The following is a 21804-nucleotide window of genomic DNA, read 5'->3' on the forward strand; positions in this document are numbered from 1 at the left end:
ACCACGGACACCCTTGCTCTTGGCTAACCTCTACTTCTGTCTTCGGGGTTCGGGACTTGCACCCTATAGTTCATACGCATGCCGGGCGCACATAAGAAGTGTTTAATAATCTATATAGAAATAGAATGAGAGGTATACATATGAAAAAACCCCTGAAAATTTCCTCTATTACTATCCTTGTTATTGTAATCGTATCTATAGTAGCTTTGCTATTATTTGGACGCAACAACCATAGTAATTTAACTGGAAGCGTTTCTGAAAAAATCGATCAATATTTGACAAATGAAAAATTTCAGGGAAGCGTCCTAATTGCAAAGGAAGGTGAAGTTTTATTTTCAAAAGGTTATGGTTTGGCAGCCACTGATTTACCTAATAGCCCAAGCACACTCTATCAGATTGCTTCATTATCTAAAACATTCACTGCAGTAGCAGTCATGCAGCTAGTAGAAAAGGAACTTCTACACTTAGATGATCCAATTTCGCAATACTTTCCGGACTTTCCGAATGGAGATACTATTACAATAAGTCATCTACTAAGTCATAGCTCGGGAATTCCGGATTATCTAAAGGGGAATTCCGAATTTGACTACAGCAAAGAATGGAATCCAAATGATATTGTAAATACCGTTAGCGATTCTGAATTAGAGTTTACCCCAGGTAAAAGCTTTAGTTATAGTAATACTGGTTACGTGATGTTGGGACTTATTATTGAAAAAGTCAGCGGACAGGCGTATGCAAATTATATAGAAGAGCATATTTTTGAGCCGAGCAACATGTTTAATTCTATGTTTACGGTTCCAGATGGTCTACCGAAAGCAGTTGGACATGTAGAGGGGAAAGCCGGACCCTTAATGCATAATTCTGTAGCGTACGCGGCTGGGGATATCATTTCTACTGCTGAAGATTTAGAACTGTTTGACAGAGCCTTGCGTAATAATGAATTGATAAGCAAAGAAACATCAGAACTGATGAGTACGACCCATACTAAAAAGTTTCCCAATCAATATGGCTATGGATGGTACACTCAAGATGTCATGGGGAAAAAAGCAGTTGGACATCCAGGAGGATATCCAAGTGGTTTCCGTCATTATGTTACACGGCTAAATGACGAGGAATTAACAGTGATCGTTCTTAGCAACGAGATGACGGTGAATTCAAAAAGAATCAACCGTAATCTTACATCCATCGTTCGTCAGCAGCCAATTTGGATTTGGGAAGAGAAACTTTGATTATAAAAGTCTTTTCTCAAGTTTGATAAAGATAATTTAGTAAACTCAAGCCCTTCTCTCTAGAGGGCTTTAAATTTGGGAAGTTATTGAACAAACTAAACAGTCCTAAACATAACATGAAAATGCCACACCCATGCTACAATTTTATTAAAAAGCGGGCAAAACGTAAAAGTATGCGGAACCTTTAGGCTATACCCCAACAATGATTTATGAGATTTCTGGACATGCAATCAAAGAGTTGAAAGAACTGTCAATGTCAGTAGAAGCTTAGAAATCTGAAGTGGGGCTAATTAATTTGAAAAGTCGTGTAAACGTTGATAAATCAACGTTGTTGTCTCGTTTAATGCTTCACGAACTAATACAATTTTTTTTACAAAGAAAGTCCGCGAATCTTTTGTTCGCGGACTTTTCATTTTTATCTTTTCTGTACCGTTTTACTTTATTGCCAAGCCTGTAATTCATGATCCCATTGTTTAAAAAATTCATCTTCCATCAGCAGGACATCATGAATAGGTCTCAAGAATTCTTGTACCTGCTTGCCGGCATCGTTCAATGGCTTTATGAATAGTGGGTGTTCTTTCTCAATTGTTATGCGTTTTTGTTCAAATACATCTTCGATACATGCCTGTAAGACACGCCCTTCTAGTTTTTGCTTCTTCTTTAAAAGTGCAAAAACATCAATAGAGGCCTTGTGCTCAAATGCAGGGTATTGATACATTTCTGCAAATGTTAGTGCAATGGCATATTCAGGTGCCGCTGATACAAGCACTGGAGAAGGCATTTCGAGGATGGTCGGATATGCTATTGGTTGCGCTGCCAACGGGTTTTGATCTGTTAGCCACAACTTTACTTCTATGTATGTGTTCTTCTCCCCTACGCTAGCAGGGATTTTCAAATAAATGACGTCATTTTGTAAGATACTTTCTAGTTCATCCCCTAAAAATACAATACCTTCCTCTTCTAATTCGATCGCACAAATTTCCTTAAAGGCTTGCTGAATAATGTCATTCGCCTGTGCAGTTCGCCTTACTGATAAAGTAATTTCTTGCAAGGGCTTTACATAACCATCTGTAAATGCCACTAATAAAGAATCATCTTGCAGTAAAAATTGATCTTGGTAGGAAGAAATCGATAATCGGTAAAGCAATCGTTCATGAAGATAACGTGTTACAAGTGTATCCAAACTTTCTTGTGTTTCCATGGCCACTTCTTTTAATTTCTCTAGTACATGAATTGCTAGAATCTTTTCCATAGACATACCTCGCCTTATTTGATTTTTCAGTCATTTGAAAATACTAGAATTTCAACTTTTATCAAAATTCTTTCTTTTATTATTACTTATTTAATTAAGAGAGTAAACGGTAATGTATACCAATAAAAATAGCACCTTTTTCCACTATATACGCGAAAAAAGGTGCTGAATTAGGCAAGGGGCAGCCTCGCTTTTGCGAAGCCACCCCTTTAGTATTTATAGGTAACATTTTCGTAAATTGTAAAAGTCTCAACCCAATCATCTGGGGAATATTATCTTGAAACAAAAATTCGTTTCATCACCGCGGTAAAATTCCACTGTGTGCCTTCTAACTTAAGCAACGCAAACCCAACCTTCTTTTGCGTCCTTGCAGCCCCAAAGCATGCGCCAGTGTGAATAAGTATCTTCAAAAACAAAAAAGCAGAATGCCAGATTACGGAAATATGCCACCTAAAATAGCACGTTTTATATTATACCACAGAGATTTTTAAAAGTAAACACTTTATTTTAAGTTACCAAGGTATAGCAGTTGAACATTCAATAGAATACCCATGTTGAGCAGACCAATTTAATAAAGCTTGCCAAAAGCTCTCAGAGACAGCGATAATTTGCTGTGGATTTGACAGCTGTCCAAACATCACCAGCTCACAAAGAACATCAAACCCCTCTGGTTGATCTGCAAACGTCAATGCCTCAAGTAGCACTTGCGCGGAAGTTGTAAAATAGCGTTGATGGTGTAAACCCAAAATCATCGCACCAGCTGTTGCGATTTTCATCGCCAAAATCGGTAAAAATGTTTTTGGACCTTGCACTTCTATATTTCTTAATTTCCCCATGTATTCATACATTTCTTCCACTAATGTTCGGCAGATAGCTTCTTTAAAAATCAAGCTATCCACTGAGCTGGCCTTTGTTTTAAGTTCAGAGAAAAAAATCCTTTGGGTCATAAAAATAGGAAATGAGTATCTAAACGGTACATTTTCTGGCGGTATCAATGAAATCGAATTCTACTGAAATCGCTTGAATCGGTTAGTGGAAGGAAATTTTTGAGTAACGTAAAAATCACGTGATTCTTGGACAAGAGAGATTCCTCATTTCGTGAACAGTTTTTGTAGTGATTACTATTTCACATGAGAATCTCTCTTTTTTTATGTAATTTCATTGAAAGAAAACGGATAATCAACAGTCGTGTTAAATGAAAAAAATATTATAAAGAAATTTGAAATCGAAGGAATTTATCTGGAACACGAAGGGGGTTGATTGAGAATTGTAACCGAGAAGGAAATGCCCTCCCCTATAATAATCTTAAATATCTAAGAAATTCCTACTTGATAGATAAAAGCAGACTGGCATTTAATTTTTGATATTATCCCCCTTGGAATACAAGAAAAGACTATTCGGTTCCTTAAATTTCACCTTTTTTAATGTGTTTAGCGATAGCTCATATAAATGTTGTTTTAAATCATCTCTAAGCTCTGGTTTAGTCTGAATTAAGGAATAACGGATAATTGGTTCTATTTTATTTATTACTTGTAGAACTTCCTTTTCTGTGAAATCCCCTATTTTTTTCACTTGTGATCACTCTCATTTCTTTTCTAAATCTGCAATAATTTTTGTTAAGTTGTCTATAGAAGTACGTAATGATTCTAATCGATTTTCAAAACGTACTAATAAGTAAATCGTTATCGCTACTGGAAATCCAAAATTCCCTATAATTTGCATAAAATCATTATCAATCATTTTAACGCCTCCTTTAGTTTTTGTAAGGCTTTTTTGTGACTCTTGGTTATAGCCTGTTGTGATACTTTAGATTTTTTGGCAATCATAGGATCATTCCAATTTAATACATAACGATAGTAAAGAACTTCTTTTTGTCTCTTAGATAATTTACGAACAGCATCAAAAAGTAAGCTATCTGTAATCACCTCTTCTATATTTGCTTCCAGCCTTATCTGGAAATAAATATCTGAATTTTTATCTGCAATCATATCGATTAAAGTGATGTTTTCTTCTGTTGGAGCATTTAAAATAACAGGTTGTATTCTTTCAAATTCTTTTCTTTTTTTATCAAAACGGCGCGACTCGAAATAAATTAATTTCTTTAAATAACTGATTGCTAGGAGCTGCTTAGTATGAGTTGCAAATGCTTTTTCTAGTTTTTCTTTATTGGCTAAAGAAGGTTCATTTACATATGATTTATAAAGTGCTTCATTTTCTTTTGTCACAATAAATGATTCAAAAATTGGACTGTTAATGATACTCTCGTTTAATTGATACATACTAACACCCCTTTAAAAGGAATTTACGTCCCCATCTTAGAGTTAAAAATATAATTCCCATTTTTTCAAGAATACACATTCTGTTTTTGGCAAAAAAAGAACTACATTCTAGATTTATATCTCTTTTATTTTTGCACTTATATTTATAAGGGACTTTAAAAACGAAAAATACAACCTGATTACAAAAATTATTTAGATATTTATAATTTTATCGATATTCGTGATTATTCTATGACACCAAATTACATAGTTTGAAATATTCCAAAATATCAGAATAGCTGATGGATTTAAAAAGGGATTAATGATATTGTGTATATCTATAAGCACAACAAATAAGCAGGTGAGCACCTGTGAGCATTATGTTCATGAAAGTTTATAAATGAATGATGATTTCCTTTTGGCTCCCTCGGTAAAACAGGGGTTAAACAGGTAAAACATAAAAAGAGTGAGGAAGCCAAACGGCAACCACTTCCTATAGGAAATCCAACAGATCCCCCAGCTGTCCGGATCAACTGGAAATTCTATCGGAAAGAGCTCTTACTACTAATATACGAGGAGGTATAATATGAGAAATTTGGGATTTAGTATAATTTTCTGTTTCTTGTTATTATTAATTGGCTGTACAAATGATGATGGGGAAATAAACTCCTCTATTCTTGATGACTATGAAGCTCAAATAGATGAACTTAAAAAAGAAAATGAAAGCTTAAAAGAAGAAATTCAAAAATTGAATAGTGATTATAGTGTATATCTACAACGTGCTGATGAAACTTCAAGACATATTATGAAACTAATTAGTGAAAAAAAATTTGATCAACTTAAAACGGAATATGGTGCTGAATTTGAAGTTTCAGATGGTAAAATAATATTTACAAAAGCTAATGACATAAATAGCGCTGGATTCCCCCTTGAACAAGCCACTTTACCGATGTTCGTTGCTAACTTAAATATCCAATCTGAAGCTATAGAAATAGGTTATTACCTAGATGACTTGAAAATAGAAAGATATTTAGTTACTTTTATATATGATAAGGATGGAAAATTCCAATATATCTATATCGGAGATATTTAGTAATAAAGACATCGAATATCAGATTTAATCTGTACTCGATGTCTTTTGTTAAATTACATTGCTGGTAAGCTATTTACATAAGATTGAATTGCTTCTGCAATAGCTTTCCCTGCTACTGTACATTTCGCGTCAGTATTTAATTTAGCAGCATCAGAGGCGTTACTTAAAAAGCCCACTTCTACTAGGATTGCCCACGCATTATTATCACGGTATAAAACTCGTATATCGTTTCGTTCTACAACGGGAGTTGGACGTTGAGCCATACCAGTTCGTACCGCAACAACGGAGTTTACTTTTGCTGCTAAGGCTCTGTTATAACTACTTGCTTGTGAGTGAATTAATGTTTCTACCCCATTTGCTGAAGTATTAGTAGCAGCATTGTTATGAATGCTGACGAAAACGTTAGCACCGAATGAGTTTGAACCAGTGACGCGAGCGTTTAAATCTGTGGTTAAATCTGTGCTTAATCCTGAAGCTGTAGTGCGGCTCATTTTAGTTGTTGCTCCATACGCTTTTAATTGCGTATTACAAGCATTAGCGATTTGAAGAACTACATCACGCTCAATAAGCCCATTTCCAGACGCTCCAGGGAACGGATTACCATGCCCTGGATCAATATAAACCTTTATTTTTTCAATGTTTGCCATTTTTATAGCACCTCTTTCAAATTTTTTAGCAAGGAAATCATGGCGGTGATTGACTTGCTATTATTAATAGGGAAATTTAAAAGAGGAAACACAACCTAATATGAAAAAAATATAAAAAGTACAAATAAGAGAGGCAAGTCCATAGAACACGCCTCTTTTCTAGATAGTAAGAACACCAAAATGAAACTTTGCCGTTGTTCGTTCATATTGCTGAAAATGATATTTGGCAAACCATTCTGAGCGAAAATGCGCCTTTAACACTACGCGTTTTCTCGCCACTCGTTGCGCTTCGTTTACCCATTCTTCTGTTAATGTCACATGCTCCCCTGCCAAGCGTAATGCTTCAAAGTTATTCGCTTCTTCAATAACCTCTTCAAACATCGGGTCCATATAAACTACATCAAATGTATTGTTTGGCAAGGTTTTTAAATAATCAATGGCTTCAGCCTGTACCACTTCAATTTGTCGCATACAGGCAGTTAGCGGAAGCTCCATCGTATCATAGGTTTGCATCCCCTGCTCAACAATAAAAGCAACATTCGGATTTGCTTCCAGCCCAACAACTCGACCCGCTTCACCAACCGTATAGGCTGCTAGCATCGCATCAGCCGCAAGCCCAAGCGTACAATCAAGCAAAGAATCTCCTTCTTCCAGCTGTACCGCTTCTAAAAATGGCTCCACTTCCCCGCGAGCCACACGCTTTAAGCGAAACGCCGCTGAATTGGGATGAAAGAAAAACGGCTCTTGCGCCCCAAAAGCATAATAGTCATAACGATTTTTACCCGCAACAATCACATGTGCCTGCAATTCCTGTGAAATTTTTCGAACAGAACGCTTTTTCCTTGGCTCGAACGAAGCATTTAATTGTTGACATGCGAAAGCAGCGAGCGCCTCCGATAAATCGTCTGGCCTGCCCGCTGTCGTAACAATTGTCTTTATTTCTCGCATGTTTGCTCTAACACACCTGTTAAATGTGCAACGATTTGCTCCACTGGGAATCCTTCAATTTGTTCACGTGGAATAAAGTATGCCAATTCCCCATCCTTTAAAATCGCCATCGATGGTGAGCTTGGCGGCACATCTTCAAAATAGCTACGCATCGCAGCAGTCGCTTCCGGATCCTGACCCGCAAAAACCGTCACCAAATTATCTGGCTTTACAGCCGCAATCGCTTCACGAGCTGCCGGACGCGCTAACCCCGCCGCACAACCACAAACCGAGTTAATCACCACTAACGAAGTCCCCTTCGTCTCTGCCATAAATTCATTTACTACATCAGCCGTTGTCAGCTCCGCAAACCCAGCCTCCACTAGCTCCTCACGCATCGGCTTCACAACCTGCTTCATATATTCATCGTAAGCGTTCATGCTTTTCCCCTCTTTCATATGTATTCGCAAAGCCTATTATAGCAAGGTTTCTCACGAATGTACAAAGACATGCTTTTTGCCTTATTTCATGGGTTTTCTGAAGGAATGTGACTTTTTTGTGTAACGGATGGTTGTTTTGTTTAGGGCTGTTACACACCTAAAAAATGGATTTGATTTTTGTATAGTTTTAACACGGTATAAAACAGGGCTCATAATAATAGTGTCCCTATTTTTAAACTTCGTGCATTTGATTACCTTATACCCCAAATTTTATATTAGTGGTAAAATATTGTATATGTGGTAAAAGGGAGAGATGATAATGATAAAAAAAATCGGAGAAAAGGTACTTTTAAGAACAGCTTCTCCTGCTGATATAGACGAGATCTATTATTGGAAATATGTTGATGAGGGACAAGCAGCTAAGCAATGGAATGGGCCATATATTTCAGAAAAACATTTGACTAAAACTGAGTTTTTGAATGCATGGACAAACGATGAAGAATTATTTGAAGATGTTCCAAGTACTTTAATCATGGCAGTAAATGACCAATTTATAGGAACAGTCGGTGCTTATTGGGTTGACAAAAACACTAATTGGCTTGAAACAGGGATTGTTACATATAATTCAGATTATTGGAATGGTGGGTATGGTTCTGAGGCTTATCGCTTATGGATAGACTATCTTTTTGAAAATACTCCACTTCATCGATTAGGTATGTCTACTTGGTCTGGCAATGAAAGAATGATGCGAGTAGCTGAAAAATTAGGAATGCAACTAGAAGCAAGAATAAGGGATGCGCGAATGGTAGACGGTAAATACTACGATGCTATTAAAATGGGTATTTTACGTAGTGAATGGGAATATGCTAAAAGTTAGTAAGTATTCCGTACATATTAATAAGCATTACATTTTTTAATAATAAACCAGCTCGGCTAAATTAGCTTGGCTGGTTTTATTAATTTACTTTTTACGCTGTGCAATGATGATTTATAGTCCATCATAATCGCCTGCTGTGAGCTCAACCTTTTCAAATTTATCTAACCAAGATTTATCTATCAGTCTTCTACAATTAATTGGATTGTAAATGCGCTACTAGTTGGAACTATTACTTGTCCTTCTAATTTATATCCTGCAGGCATTTTCCAAGTTGTTTTAACTTCGAAATGAGGACGGTCAATACTCCCTACCCAATAACCGCCCCTGTAATGCCAAGCTTAAGTGCAATAGCTCCCACTCGACTAAGTGTAGCTACTTCATATAAAAATTGTGGATGGAAGGACAACTGCAATATCCCATGCTAGACGTGACCTATGATTGCTTTCTATGTCTAAGTATCAATTTGCCTAAGCTGAGTACGTACTAGTGCTGTTTTAACACTGAAATCAAAAGATTCAACAGCTTTCCATCCTACACTTAACTAACGAGGACACAGTATGAAAACAGGATATTAACAAATAATATACCCTAAAATTAATCTTCATAGTAAAATAATGTATATCAATAAAAGTAAAGTTTGGAGGTCAAATTGATGAAAAAACAAATGAAAGTAGCGGCATTGAGTACATTACTGCTATCCAGCCTTGCTATGCCAACAGTTTCTTTTGCGAATGAACCTACTGAAGAAGAACCTCATGCAGTTGCTATTGAAAATTTTCATGATGTTGATAAAAATCATTATGCTTATGAGGCTATTAAGTGGGCACAGCAACAAGGCATTGTAAGTGGTTATACTGACAGTAAAGGAAGACTCCAGTTTGGCCCAAATGATAGTGTAACAGAAGCACAATTCGCAAAAATGATTTCAGAATTCCTTCAGCTAAAAGACTATAAAGGGAATTTAGCTGTAGAAAAAGCGACTTGGTCTGATCTATATTATGATGTGCTTGTTACCTATGAAGTACCGTTAAATGGGTACAAAAATAATGTAGCTCGCAATCAGCCAGTTAAGCGGGGGTTAGTTGCTCAAACGATTAGTTATGTAACGAATGGCAATACGAATTTAGACTATTCTATATCCTATTTAATGAATCAAGGAATTACGGTGGGAGAAAATCCAGACTACAAAAATAGTAATCTTCAAAAATATTTTGGTAGTGAAAATGTTTTAACACGCGCTCAAATCGTGACTTTTTTATATCGCATGAACAATACAGGTATAAATCAATTACATGACACATTAAAAGTCTTAATACTATCAGAAAAACCATTAGAACAATCCGTAAGTGAAGCAACTTTAAAAATTGATAAATCGCTATTATTTAAATGAAAAAATAATATAGATGAACAAACAGTGTTTAAATAGTTAGAATCGCTTGGTCTTTACTTCAGCCCTATTTTCGTCTTCCCATTCACGGTAACAAAGGTACAATAAATTGCCCAGGCTCAAAATAAACAAGTATAATAGCACCATTTTTGGAAATATTACTTATTTATGTTATATTATTTTAAGTTATAGGTATATCTTCGCAAGAACTATTAACTACTAATATAAAAAAATTTAATAATTGACTGCATGAGAGCTGTTTATTCAGGCGATGTAGCATCCTCACATCCTTCATAAGAAAAGCATGATTGAAATGAAGATGGCTGGGCTTGGGAACGATAACCCAATCTATTCAACTACCTTACAGAGAATATACAAAATAGTTGCCTTGCATTAATTCAAACACAAAGGGAGAGTGTAAAAATGAATCTAAAAGAAACTATAGAGATATTAAATAACGTGATATCTGAAAATAGTGAGCTGATAAAAAATGAAGAGTCTACAAAACAATTTCTTGTTTTACCCTTGCTTAAAGGGTTAGGTTACGATACCTATAGTCCTCAAGAAGTCACTCCAGAATTCACCGCTGATTTTCATAAAAAAAATGAAAAAGTAGACTATGCTATTTCTATAAATGGGGAACCTCGTATTTTTATTGAGGCAAAATCAATAAATCATAAAATCAATAAAAGCGCTCCACAATTAAGTAGATATTTCAGTACGTTCCCTAGTGTTAAATTGGGTATCTTAACAAATGGAATTGAATATCACTTTTTTACTGATTTAAATAACTCAAATATAATGGATACTAAGCCCTTTTTTATTTTTAATATTATAAATCATAATGAAGAAGATTTTGAAAATCTAATTAAGTTTTCTAAAAATTTATATGATAACGAAACAGTAAAAACACTCGCTGAATCCTTAATATATTTTCAGTCATTTAAATCTGTGATTAAAGAAATTTTTGATTGCCCAAATGATGATTTTATTAAATTTGTTATTAAAGAGCGCTTTAAATTTAAGGTAACTCAACAGTTTATTAACACCTCCCGACCTTTAATAGTTAAAAGTATTCAAGAGGCAATATCTGAAGTAATTAGTGAAAAATTTAATATTGATACATTACGACCTTCTCAAGAGGTTTCTGCTACCAAAGTAGAAGGTATTACAAAAGATGATAAAAAGATTTACTATACTCAGGAGGAAATTGACTCACTAGGGAAGTTTGAAGAGTTCGAGGGGGTAACAATTGTACTTCCCAATCCAGATTCTTACATAAAATTATTAAAACTAACATCAGAAGAATACTCAGTTGAAAAAGGTAATCCATCAAGTGATTTCTTTATTTCATCAGTTGTAACACAGGGGACAACAATTGTTGGGTATTTAATTGGGCAGTATGTTAATCAAATGGAAGATATAAAACTATATACAGTTAAATCAAGCGAAATAGAAAAATTCTTGGATGAAAACCCTATTTTAAAAGAGACTGGTTTTATTAATGCACGATTAGGTTCTAGATTAAATAAAAAAAATAATGAGACTACGTACTTTTTGAAAAGTTGTCTAAACAACCTATCATTTAGAGACATCCCTAACCTTATTTCTAAAATTGAAGACACGGAGAAATTTTTTTAAAATAAATCAAATAGCCGAACTCCCCTACAAGAACCTAAAAAAGACTAAGCTAAATACTAGGCTTTTGCCAACAACCCTCCCCTGCAAAAATGGTACAAGGAATTACCTAGGAGTCGTTTAGAGGATTTACAGAAGCTCCGTAAGATATGCTTTTGAAAGATAACGAGGAAATATAATTAAGGACATGTAAAGGTGCATGTCCTTAATTATATTGTTATGTAAATTTTATACTATTGTGTATTGTAAGTTTTTTATTCCGATTATAGTTTTATTTGCATTTTCACATTCTCTATATTGATTTATTTATTTGAGATGCATGCTTCTGCACTACTCGATGATGAATTCCTCAAAAAACTCCTTTAGAGAATAAATGTTGCTTTTTTGCAAAATCAGCTTCATTTATCCCCTATAAACGTTGATATATTAAGGTTTCTTCAAAATCTGACACCTTATATCATAAACGTTCGTGCTTTTACCCTCTTTCATATGTATTCGCAAAGGTATTATAGCAAGTTTTTTCACCATTGTATTATGTTTCCATTTCACCGATACTCACTTGAAGCTTTCATACATTTACCGTTCACCCTTTCAGCAATGAAAACAATTAAATATACCCAAAAATCAATCTTAATAGTAAGATAATGTATATACGATTTAAGGAAAATTTGGGGGTTAAACCAATGAAAAACAAAATTAAAGTGACTGCTATAAGTACATTACTATTATCCAGCATTGCTGCACCAACAGTGTCTTTTGCAAAAGAACCAGTCGCAGTTAACGTACAAGTAAATGGAAAGTTCACTGACGTTGATAAAAAACATTATGCCAATGAGGCTATTCAGTGGGCGCAACAACGAGGCATTGTAAGTGGTTATACCGATAATAATGGAAAACCTAACGGCAAGTTTGGTCCAAATGATAGTGTAACAGAAGCACAATTCGCTAAGATGCTTGCGGAGTTTTACGGATTCAAAGATGATAAAGGAAAATTAAATAAATTCACACCTACCCCACTATGGTCTGATACATATTATGATGCATTAGCGGCCTATGGAGTACCTTTAAACGGCTATTTGGACAGTGGTTTGAGAAATAAATCAGTTAAACGTGGGGTTGTTGCACAAGCAATTGGCCACTTATCTGGTAATGCCAATTCATTAACGGATTCAATTAACTTCATGATTGGCGAAGGGATTACTACAGGACAAAATCCTCAGTATGAAAACAGTGACTTATTTAAGTATTTCGGAGCTAACAATACGTTAACTCGTGCTCAAGCCGTTGCATTTTTATACCGTATGCATAATATTGGAATTAATCGAGCTGAAGGTATTGCTGTATCTGTCTATAACAACAAAGAAGGTTTATCTTTAGCTATTCTTGCTAATAAAGCTGTGTCAAAATTAGATAGCAGTTTAAAACTGGGGAATATTAGAAATGAAACATCTGCAAGTGATGGCGGTAATAATAACGGTGATAATTCAAAACCTCCTGTAGAAAATAAACCTGATTTTAGTGGTGCTAAATTACCTGTAAGCGATAGTGCAACTGCTAAAGATGTTAATGTAACTGATTTAAATAAAGTAGCTACATTATTTTCTAGTAAAACAATTGATTTATTTGAGAAGAATGGTTATGAAATTTCCAATGCTTACGATGGTATTTTTTTCACAAAGAGCTTTAGTTTAGCTGTGATAGATAGTAAAGGCAGTTCAGTTAAGTATAGTTTTATATATGACAAAGGTGTAGATTTAAATTTTGTAAAAAGCATTGTTAAAGACTTAAGTGGTGTTACTTTGAATGATGCAGATTTTTCGAAAACCATTGGTGTAGAAAGAGAAAAAGTACACATTTTACATAATTTAGATGGTGGAAAAGAGATAAATATTCATAGATAATTTTAGAAATAAAATACTTTAAAAAACAGTAAAGCCCAAGACCGCAATTTTCTGAAAATGTTGATATAGCAAGAAATCAAAAAAGCATGAACCTTATATTCATAGTAAGCGTTCATGCTTTTTTACCCTCTTTCATTGTATTAGCTATTTCATCTAGGAGTGATCTGATTAAGAAAAAATAAAAGATCCCAGTCTCAAAATTAATTCAGTACCTAGATTTATTGTTATGTACATACATAATTAAATTTCTTAAAATGGAAAATAGTAGATATGAATAGAGAGGAGAATGTCATTGATGAATTGCCCTAATTGTTTAGCCAATAATTCATTTGAAAAAGTAAATAAAGATGGTTACAGTTTATATGTTTGTGAATATTGCAATTCAGTAATTGAAAAAATCCCAATTTCGAAGGAGGATATTGTTGATGAGGATACGTCCTCACTAAAGATATTTACAACTACACTTAATCACCCTCCAGAGTATAATCAAAAAAATATAGAAACCTTTAATATAATATTTATTGGTATATTTATTTTTTGTTTTTCATTACTTATACTCTATTTAGTATATTCATAATTGCAGAATACTAAACAAAAAGACCCGCTCGGCTAAATGTTTAGCTTTGCTGGTTTTAGCGCTTTTACTGAAACAAACATTAGTTACTACGCTGTGCAATGATGATTTTTAAACCTTCGAAATCTCCTCCTGTCTATAAGGTGGTTTAAAACAAAATACGATAAATAGAAAAACCGAACTATTCCGGAACACTTCATGAGCGTTCCATTGGATAGTTCGGTATTTTTGTTGGCCGAAACACTTTTGTTCCAGCCTTTTAGCTTATTTATTATTGTTTAAATCATCTGGATAAACAATTGTGTTAATTATTTCTCCATTCGACTCGTCTTTAAAAATTACTTTGACTTTATCATCTTCTTTGTCCACACCATTAAATAATTGATAGTACATGCCTGTTAAACCGAGCCCTAATGATGCCATTGCATCCATACTATTTTCAAACTCTTCTTTGTTTACAGATAGCGTGAATTCTGAAAAGGATTTGTTGTAAGTCACATCTTTTATAGATTTGAAATCTTCACTAGCTTTCATTTCATCTACACTTGCTATAATGCCCTCTTTTAAGCCTTTCAGCATTTCTTCGTGCTCTGATTTAGACATTTTATAAGTTAAAGAACCATCATCATTCTTAATGACTTCCTTAATCCCACTATTTTTTGCCTTAGAAATAACAGAATCGATGTCTTGTCCCTCAAAAAAAGTAGCTGGAATGGTTACATTTACATCTCCACCATTGTTGCTATCCTGACTACACGCAGACATCAAAACAACTAGTAATAAAAGTAATGGTAAAATCAATTTTCTTGCCATTAAATCTCCTCCTCCTATACCAATATACAGAAAATGAAGTGATTTCACTATAGTTGTTTGGCAGTTTGCTTAAAACCTTTGATGAAAGAACACTAGCATAAGGTTCTCCTGCCTATTTATAAATTATCAGGATTACGAAATAATATATCCTAAAATTAATCTTCATAGTAAGATAATGTATATATTAAAGTTTGGAGGTTTAATAAATGAAAAAACAAATGAAAATAGCAGCAATGAGTACATTACTACTATCAAGTATTGCTGCACCAACAGTGTCTTTTGCAAAAGAACCAGTCGCAGTAAATGTACAAGCAAATGTAAAATTTACTGACGTTGATAAAAAACATTATGCCCATGAGGCTATTCAGTGGGCGCAACAACGAGGCATTGTAAGTGGTTATACCGATAATAATGGAAAACCTAACGGCAAGTTTGGTCCAAATGATAGTGTAACAGAAGCACAATTCGCTAAGATGCTGGCTGAGTTTTACGGATTTAAAGATGATAAAGGAAAATTAAATAAATTCTCCCCTACTCCTTTATGGTCCGATACATATTATGATGCATTAGCAACGTATGGGGTTCCTTTAAACGGCTATTTCGACAGCGGGTTAAGAAATAAATCTGTTAAACGTGGCGTTGTTGCACAGGCAATTGGCCACTTATCTGGTAATGCCAATTCATTAACGGATTCAATTAACTACATGATTGGCGAAGGAATTACTACAGGACAAAATCCTCAGTATGAAAACAGTGATTTATTGAAGTATTTTGGGTCAAACAATACGTTAACAAGAGCACAAGTAGTTGCATTTTTATATAGAATGGATTCGAATTCTATTAAAAATGCTGGAGTGTTAGCGAAAGATGTTCATACGAATAAAGATGGCTTAGCTTTAGCAGCACTTGCAAATAAAGGGATGTCGAAATTAGATAGTAGTTTAAAGCTAGGTAGTTTAGGTAGTGATACTCCGATTGGAGATAATGCTGTTGTAACTATAGAAGATACAAGAATCAGCATAACGTATGGAGATGTAAAAGTAACTCGTTCTGGTGGTGATGTTGGTAATAATTTAAAAGAGATTGAGGAGTTAAAAAAGAAAACAGGATTTACTAAAGAAACACGCCCTACGAATAAAAACTTAGTAACAAATTTAGACAGTAAATTTGATTTTGCTACTACTGATATTTTTACTTATGTTTTTGATAAATCGAACGATAAAGAAGAAATATTAGTTTTTACAGAGGTAAAATCAACAACAGCTAGTAAGGCAAATTATGATTATTTTGATACTAGTGTAGAAATAAGAACCGATTACTTCAAAAAATCTGAAGAAAATAAAAAAAAGGTTTTAAAGATGTTAACTGATATTGGTTATGACTTAACAATGGATGAATTGAAAAAGCTTGTTGATAAATCTATTGAGCTAAATGGTGAAGATTTACATAAAATTAGAAATTATAAAGCTCATAAAATGTTTGATTTTATTAAAATTATGTATGTTAAATGAAGATTTAATTTAATTGTAGGCTTAGACCATTAGGTACGGTAAAATTTGGAGGTTAAATTAATGAAAAAGCAAATTAAAGTTGCTGCAATAAGCACACTATTGTTATCTACTCTTGCAGTACCAACAGTTTCTTATGCAAAAGAAACTGTCGCAGTAAATGTACAGGCAAATGTAAAGTTCACTGACGTTGATAAAAAACATTATGCTTATGATGCTATTCTGTGGGCACAACAACGAGGTATTGTAAGTGGTTATACTGATAGTAATGGAAAACCCAATGGAAAGTTTGGCCCAAATGACAGTGTAACGGAAGCACAATTCGCTAAGATGCTTGCGGAATTTTACGGATTCAAAGATGATAAAGGGAAATTAAATAACTTCACACCTACCCCACTATGGTCTGATACATATTATGATGCATTAGCAACGTATGGAGTGCCTTTAAACGGCTATTTCGACAGCGGATTAAGAAACAAGTCTGTTAAGCGCGGAGTTGTTGCACAAGCCATCGGTCATTTATCTGGTAATGCCAATTCATTGACCGATTCAATTAACTATATGATTGGCGAAGGGATTACTACTGGACAAAATCCGCAGTATGAAAATAGTGATTTATTAAAGTATTTTGGGTCAAACAATACGTTAACAAGAGCACAAGTAGTAGCATTTTTATATAGAATGGATTCCAATTCAATTAAGAACGCTGGCGTGTTAGCGAAAGATGTTCATTCTAATAAAGAAGGTTTAGCTTTAGCAGCTCTTGCAAATAATGGAATATCAAAATTAGATAGTAGTTTAAAACTAGGAAGTTCAGCAAGTGAGACATCTGGTGGAAATACTAATATTGCAAATGAAGAAATAGATTCAACTTATGGTGGAAAGGTTACCATTTACGGAGATAATATTAAATTTACTCCTGGTAGCCAAAGTGGAGATATAGATAAAATAAAAGAAGATAGAAAAAGTTATACAGGTGAATTTACTAAGGAAATTACAACTGCAAATAAACAGCTTGTTGAAAAACTTCCAACAAATTTAGATTATAAGACTTTTGAAAACGGTACTTATATTTTTGATAAAAACAAAAACGAAAAGGTCATATTTGCATTTATTAATTCTGGTACCACAATAGCAAAAAAAGGTGAATTCGGTTACTATATTAATACAACTATTGTAGACAGGAACTACTTGGAGTCTTCACAAAAGAACCTGTTAAACGTATATGAAATGGTACGTAATTCTGGGTATAAGTTGACTGATGAAGAAATAAAAAGTGGTATAGCTAAAGCAATCGAAAATGATGGTGACTATTTCAAATTTGGCGATTATTCCTTCGCCGCTGATTTTAATAACATTATTCAAATTTCTAAAATAAACTAGGAAATGTGTTGAAAGATAAAATGTTTTACCAATATTAATACAAGATAGGATGAACCCTGCATAGTCTCAAGTGCAGGGTTTATAATGTTACACTTATTATTACGTTAAGTAATGATAAGCTTCAAACCTTCGTAATTACCTGCTGTCATGGTACTTCTCGGTTATAGTAAGCGGCGACGAAACACCAGCTATTTCACATAGTAAAAGAATCGCCAGTTTTTTCTCTCGATGTAATTCTTGAATCGTTAAATAGCATTGTTGTAAGCGAATTTAGCTTAACGACGTCTCCTTTCGATTTCATTTAACTTTTTTTAAAATAGATTTTCTGCACGTAATCGCTCACTTTCATTCTCAATACGTTGAATCTCTAATTTCAATTTCTCCTAAACAGTTAATTCAACTTCATCTTTTATGCGACCACGGCGATCACGTAATCCTTCTTCATCCATTTATACACTTGTTGAAATAAACAAAAATATAACAAATGCATTTATTAAGTGATCAATATCTCCGAAGATATCTATCCACCCCACCTATTAATGATGTGTATATAGTGTGCCTGTTTTCATAAACACCTTCCTTTTCTCATTATTAAAGCCCTTCACAATAATTGCGTTAGGCAATTTCATAATTTATATAATTGTTAATGCACACGTGTTTATTAACCAAAATTATACAGTTATTGAATTATTTATGTCCCAATGAAACATCAGAATTTCTTTCACCCGGATTCGCCATTCTAGTAGCACAAAGAAACATACGTATATAACCTGCGAATGATAAGGGTTAGGTATTGTTTTTCTTAACCCCTTGTTTATGAAGAAATTTCAAACAAACATAGGCAATAAGGGCTGCGAATAGCTGATTGAATACGCATTTTTCGTTGTACCGAATAGTGCAGGTACGTTCAAGTTTAGTTTAATCCAACGAAAAAAACTTTCAATCGCCCAACGAGACTAAAGACTTATACATGTTGGCAATTTCTTCAGCGGTAATATCCATTAAACATGTAACAATACGTATTTCTTTACCCTACCATCATGATCCTTGAATTGAACGACATGATGGCGATTTTTTGCGATCTAATTGCACATTGTCTTTTAACGTAACACAAAATGTTGATGTTCTTTCAGGTAACGATCTACTTTATCAATGAGAAAGTAGACACGTTCACAAACGAGGATAAATCTTTTATCTTCAAGGGATTTGCCAATGGGACCATCATGTTTAAACCGGCTGTTTCTACGATTTTTAAGGGCATCGTAGTTTCATTAGTTAAACTAGCATGTAATTTGATTCCCGAACGTTCGCCATGACAGACAGCCCAGGGTAAACGTGTTTTGCCTACTGTAATTGTAGTTGAATCAACGGCTAATAACGTTTTCGGCATGTTCATCTGACGACAAGCTGCTCGATTGAGCTTTCGACAATCACTTCAAAAATACGTTTGATGATACCACAATCGAGGCCTTTAGATGTTTAGAAAGTGAAGAATGATTCACCGAAACAAGACCGTTACTTGGACCCACATCCGCTGCATGGCGTAAGCTTTTTCACTCGTTCGTGGCGGCACCAATCAAATACGAAATGAGCGTGGAAACCGTACATCTTCGGGCCGTTTCTACATAACCGAATTCGCTTAAGGCCCATTGCCCTTCTATCTCTGAAAGAAAGTTTTGAATGAGCGTAAAAATCGTGTTATTCTGGTTCACGAGAGATTCCTCATTTCGTAATTGTTTGTGTGGTAACTAACAATTTTACATGAGAATTTCTCTTTTTGTTTAATTTTCATTGGAAGAAACTAGATAATCAACACTCATGGTTGAAAATATATTTTTAAACTATCTAAATTATTTTGGTCAAGATAACCTCGTATAGTCATGACGGAATTTTTGCATATTTCGATTTACTTGTTCTAGAGCATTCATTTACATAGCAAATTGTTCAAACTCTGATACTTTTCATTTCATTTTCCTTTTTTACATTATAAAGGGTTGAACACTATAACTTGTGATTGATTTCCGTTTCGGCTGGCGGAGCGCTTTCCTGGTGCATCCTGCCCAGACAGAACGAAGAGAAACAAGCGTTCAACATCAATAGGCTCTTTTATTAAATGTCATGCATAACTTTTGTTGATAAAATTTTTCCGGAAGCCAAATTTATCCATATTATCAGTTACAATATGGATAAATTTGGTTGAAATACTCATATATGTATGGTATTGTTAAATTAACTCGAGTGCAAGTGTGCTATAGCAAATTATATTTTAGAAAATAAAAGAATAATCATGATAGCCATCTGAAACAAAGAGAAACAAGCATTTACATCAATCTGTTCTTTCATCAAATGTCATCCAGGACTTTTGGTGATGAACCATAAATTTACTAATTTCTATTAGAATATAAAAAAATAAAGAGGTGGATGAATTGAAAAAAGTTAAAAAAATTAGTATTCTTTTTCCTTTTCTTTTTGCTTTAATTTTCATATTTACACCTAGTAAAGGTTCTGCGCAAATCAACAATCCTTCAATGGAACAAATTGATCAATATCTGCTAGAGCAAGGTTTCCCTCAAGATTATATTTCAATTCTTGCAGATGAACAAAAACAAGGTTTTTATCGTGATGAGGCAAAATTTGTAGTCCTTGATACTGTGGATGGCCTTTTAAGCGAAAACGATACAATACAACCTTTTGCTATGAATAATTGGTCAGGCACAGTATCTACCGTACAAGTAAAATCAGGCATAAAAGGCGTCCTAAAATACCGTTTGACGTACAATTGGAACTGGAATCAAAGAGCAACTTTTAATCTGACGGATAAATTTGGAATTGCTTGGTCTGATGATTGGGATGCTCTTGAAAACTCATCAATGTCCTCGTACACCCCTAGAGGAATTAACTCTGCTGGAAGCTATTCTTCAGTAACGTATAATTATACAGGGTATGGAGACTACAAGCCTGGAAATGGTATTGGATGGGCATTTGATCTGAAGCACGACTTTACAGGAACAGATGGTAAATACTACGAAACATCTAGCCATTCTGGGTACGGATCTATAGATATAGTAAAAGCTCATAATGGTTCTGGTAGAACTGATAGCAGCTCTTCGGTTGGTCAATACTTCCATAAACAAGGAGCTTTAACGGGTTCCTTAGGATTTAATGGCTCAGGAAAACCAAGTATTTCAATTTCGGCTTCAATTAATTATGATGAATCTCCGCAAGCAGGTAAGCAGTGGTATTGGACACATCAAGATTATTGACAGTAAATATGATTGAAGGGTGGCTCTTTTAGAGCCACCCTTCAATCTTTCTCATGCATCCCCATATTAACCTCCACCAGCTAATAAAATACTCGAACTAAAAGTCCAGATTATAAGAGCAAATAGAACAGATGTTAATGCTATTCCTTCGTTTTGTTTGGAGAAGTGCTTTAAAAATCGGAACATAAACCAAAATGCTATTACAGGCATAAAAAATACTGCAAAGTATGAAATTATTGCACCCATATTCCTAAACCTCCTTAAATATCAGTAGTAAAGCTAACTAATATGTCTTTTTTCTTTGGTTGTTACACTCTCTTAAAAATATTGATGGCATTGTGTTCAGAAGGTGTTTTCAATCCCCTATTTCTCTTAACGAATAAAATAATTTTGTCACACCCAATTCCAAAATAGTATATCTACTTTATTGTTATTATTCATATTTAGATCGTAAATTAATATTATATTCTTCATGTAAAAACAAAAACCCTCTTTTTAAAATTATTTTTAAGTAATTGAATCACTACCGTCGCATAAATTTTGATTGAATTTTCTGTTTTCTCACTTTTTTGTTTAAGAAGAAAAAAGAAAACACACAAACAACGGTGATTGAC

18 protein-coding genes and 1 pseudogene are annotated in these 21804 nt (G+C 34.2%); 9 read left to right on the plus strand and 10 right to left on the minus strand.

Features of this window, described 5'->3' with window-relative positions; translation table 11 throughout:
- Positions 1-140: 140 nt before the first annotated feature.
- On the plus strand, positions 141-1229 hold the full coding sequence (locus ACIQXF_RS21830; protein WP_402787604.1) for a serine hydrolase domain-containing protein: 1089 nt from the start codon (positions 141-143) through the stop codon (positions 1227-1229).
- Positions 1230-1668: 439 nt separating this feature from the next.
- Here ACIQXF_RS21830 and ACIQXF_RS21835 read toward each other — a convergent pair whose 3' ends face one another.
- The 5 genes and pseudogenes from ACIQXF_RS21835 to ACIQXF_RS21855 form a co-directional block, all read right to left on the minus strand.
- Entirely contained in the window at positions 1669-2481 is an 813-nt protein-coding gene (locus tag ACIQXF_RS21835) for a hypothetical protein (protein ID WP_402787606.1), read from the minus strand.
- 512 nt (positions 2482-2993) lie between these two features.
- A pseudogene (locus tag ACIQXF_RS21840) lies at positions 2994-3429 on the minus strand (kanamycin nucleotidyltransferase C-terminal domain-containing protein); the annotation flags it as partial.
- Positions 3430-3834: 405 nt separating this feature from the next.
- Entirely contained in the window at positions 3835-4053 is a 219-nt protein-coding gene (locus ACIQXF_RS21845) for a hypothetical protein (RefSeq protein WP_402787610.1), read from the minus strand.
- Between the two features lie 12 nt (positions 4054-4065).
- Positions 4066-4221, minus strand: coding sequence for a YvrJ family protein (locus ACIQXF_RS21850; protein WP_402787612.1), 156 nt, complete (start codon positions 4219-4221; stop codon positions 4066-4068).
- Positions 4218-4760: a sigma factor-like helix-turn-helix DNA-binding protein gene (locus tag ACIQXF_RS21855; RefSeq protein WP_402787615.1), complete on the minus strand. Its 543-nt coding sequence runs from the start codon at positions 4758-4760 to the stop codon at positions 4218-4220. Before ACIQXF_RS21855 ends, ACIQXF_RS21850 begins: the two co-directional genes overlap by 4 nt.
- A gap of 565 nt (positions 4761-5325) precedes the next feature.
- Between ACIQXF_RS21855 and ACIQXF_RS21860 the strand changes: the two genes are divergently transcribed.
- Positions 5326-5832: a hypothetical protein gene (locus tag ACIQXF_RS21860; protein ID WP_402787617.1), complete on the plus strand. Its 507-nt coding sequence runs from the start codon at positions 5326-5328 to the stop codon at positions 5830-5832.
- 53 nt (positions 5833-5885) lie between these two features.
- Here the strand turns inward: ACIQXF_RS21860 and ACIQXF_RS21865 are convergent, their stop codons facing one another.
- The 3 genes from ACIQXF_RS21865 to ACIQXF_RS21875 all read right to left on the minus strand — a co-directional run bounded on the left by ACIQXF_RS21865 (position 5886) and on the right by ACIQXF_RS21875 (position 7846).
- Positions 5886-6479: an N-acetylmuramoyl-L-alanine amidase gene (locus ACIQXF_RS21865; RefSeq protein ID WP_402787620.1), complete on the minus strand. Its 594-nt coding sequence runs from the start codon at positions 6477-6479 to the stop codon at positions 5886-5888.
- A gap of 159 nt (positions 6480-6638) precedes the next feature.
- Positions 6639-7427, minus strand: a complete 789-nt coding sequence (locus ACIQXF_RS21870; protein WP_402787623.1) for a class I SAM-dependent methyltransferase — start codon at positions 7425-7427, stop codon at positions 6639-6641.
- Positions 7415-7846 (minus strand): BrxA/BrxB family bacilliredoxin, encoded by a 432-nt coding sequence (locus ACIQXF_RS21875; RefSeq protein WP_402787626.1) that lies wholly within the window; start codon positions 7844-7846, stop codon positions 7415-7417. The genes ACIQXF_RS21870 and ACIQXF_RS21875 overlap by 13 nt, the downstream gene beginning before the upstream one ends.
- A 319-nt stretch (positions 7847-8165) precedes the next feature.
- On the opposite strand from ACIQXF_RS21875, the gene ACIQXF_RS21880 reads away from it, so the two are divergent.
- From ACIQXF_RS21880 to ACIQXF_RS21895, 4 genes are all read left to right on the plus strand, one after another.
- Positions 8166-8723: a GNAT family N-acetyltransferase gene (locus ACIQXF_RS21880; RefSeq protein WP_402787629.1), complete on the plus strand. Its 558-nt coding sequence runs from the start codon at positions 8166-8168 to the stop codon at positions 8721-8723.
- 652 nt (positions 8724-9375) lie between these two features.
- On the plus strand, positions 9376-10113 hold the full coding sequence (locus ACIQXF_RS21885; RefSeq protein WP_402787632.1) for an S-layer homology domain-containing protein: 738 nt from the start codon (positions 9376-9378) through the stop codon (positions 10111-10113).
- 420 nt (positions 10114-10533) lie between these two features.
- Positions 10534-11751, plus strand: coding sequence for a type I restriction endonuclease (locus ACIQXF_RS21890; protein ID WP_402787635.1), 1218 nt, complete (start codon positions 10534-10536; stop codon positions 11749-11751).
- 680 nt (positions 11752-12431) lie between these two features.
- Positions 12432-13649: an S-layer homology domain-containing protein gene (locus tag ACIQXF_RS21895; RefSeq protein ID WP_402787638.1), complete on the plus strand. Its 1218-nt coding sequence runs from the start codon at positions 12432-12434 to the stop codon at positions 13647-13649.
- An 838-nt stretch (positions 13650-14487) separates the two neighbouring features.
- On the opposite strand, the gene ACIQXF_RS21900 is transcribed toward ACIQXF_RS21895, so the two are convergent.
- A complete protein-coding gene (locus tag ACIQXF_RS21900) occupies positions 14488-15036 on the minus strand; it encodes a hypothetical protein (protein ID WP_402787641.1) in 549 nt (182 codons plus the stop codon).
- A gap of 206 nt (positions 15037-15242) precedes the next feature.
- On the opposite strand from ACIQXF_RS21900, the gene ACIQXF_RS21905 reads away from it, so the two are divergent.
- The 3 genes from ACIQXF_RS21905 to ACIQXF_RS21915 all read left to right on the plus strand — a co-directional run bounded on the left by ACIQXF_RS21905 (position 15243) and on the right by ACIQXF_RS21915 (position 21190).
- Positions 15243-16547: an S-layer homology domain-containing protein gene (locus ACIQXF_RS21905; RefSeq protein WP_402787644.1), complete on the plus strand. Its 1305-nt coding sequence runs from the start codon at positions 15243-15245 to the stop codon at positions 16545-16547.
- Between the two features lie 60 nt (positions 16548-16607).
- Positions 16608-17927, plus strand: a complete 1320-nt coding sequence (locus ACIQXF_RS21910) for an S-layer homology domain-containing protein (RefSeq protein ID WP_402787647.1) — start codon at positions 16608-16610, stop codon at positions 17925-17927.
- A 2426-nt stretch (positions 17928-20353) separates the two neighbouring features.
- Positions 20354-21190, plus strand: coding sequence for a hypothetical protein (locus ACIQXF_RS21915; protein WP_402787650.1), 837 nt, complete (start codon positions 20354-20356; stop codon positions 21188-21190).
- Between the two features lie 66 nt (positions 21191-21256).
- Here ACIQXF_RS21915 and ACIQXF_RS21920 read toward each other — a convergent pair whose 3' ends face one another.
- Positions 21257-21436: a hypothetical protein gene (locus ACIQXF_RS21920; protein WP_402787653.1), complete on the minus strand. Its 180-nt coding sequence runs from the start codon at positions 21434-21436 to the stop codon at positions 21257-21259.
- Positions 21437-21804 lie beyond the last annotated feature (368 nt).

The sequence above is a fragment of the Lysinibacillus sp. NPDC097231 genome (assembly GCF_044761885.1).
In the GTDB taxonomy this organism is placed as follows: Bacteria; Bacillota; Bacilli; order Bacillales_A; family Planococcaceae; genus Lysinibacillus.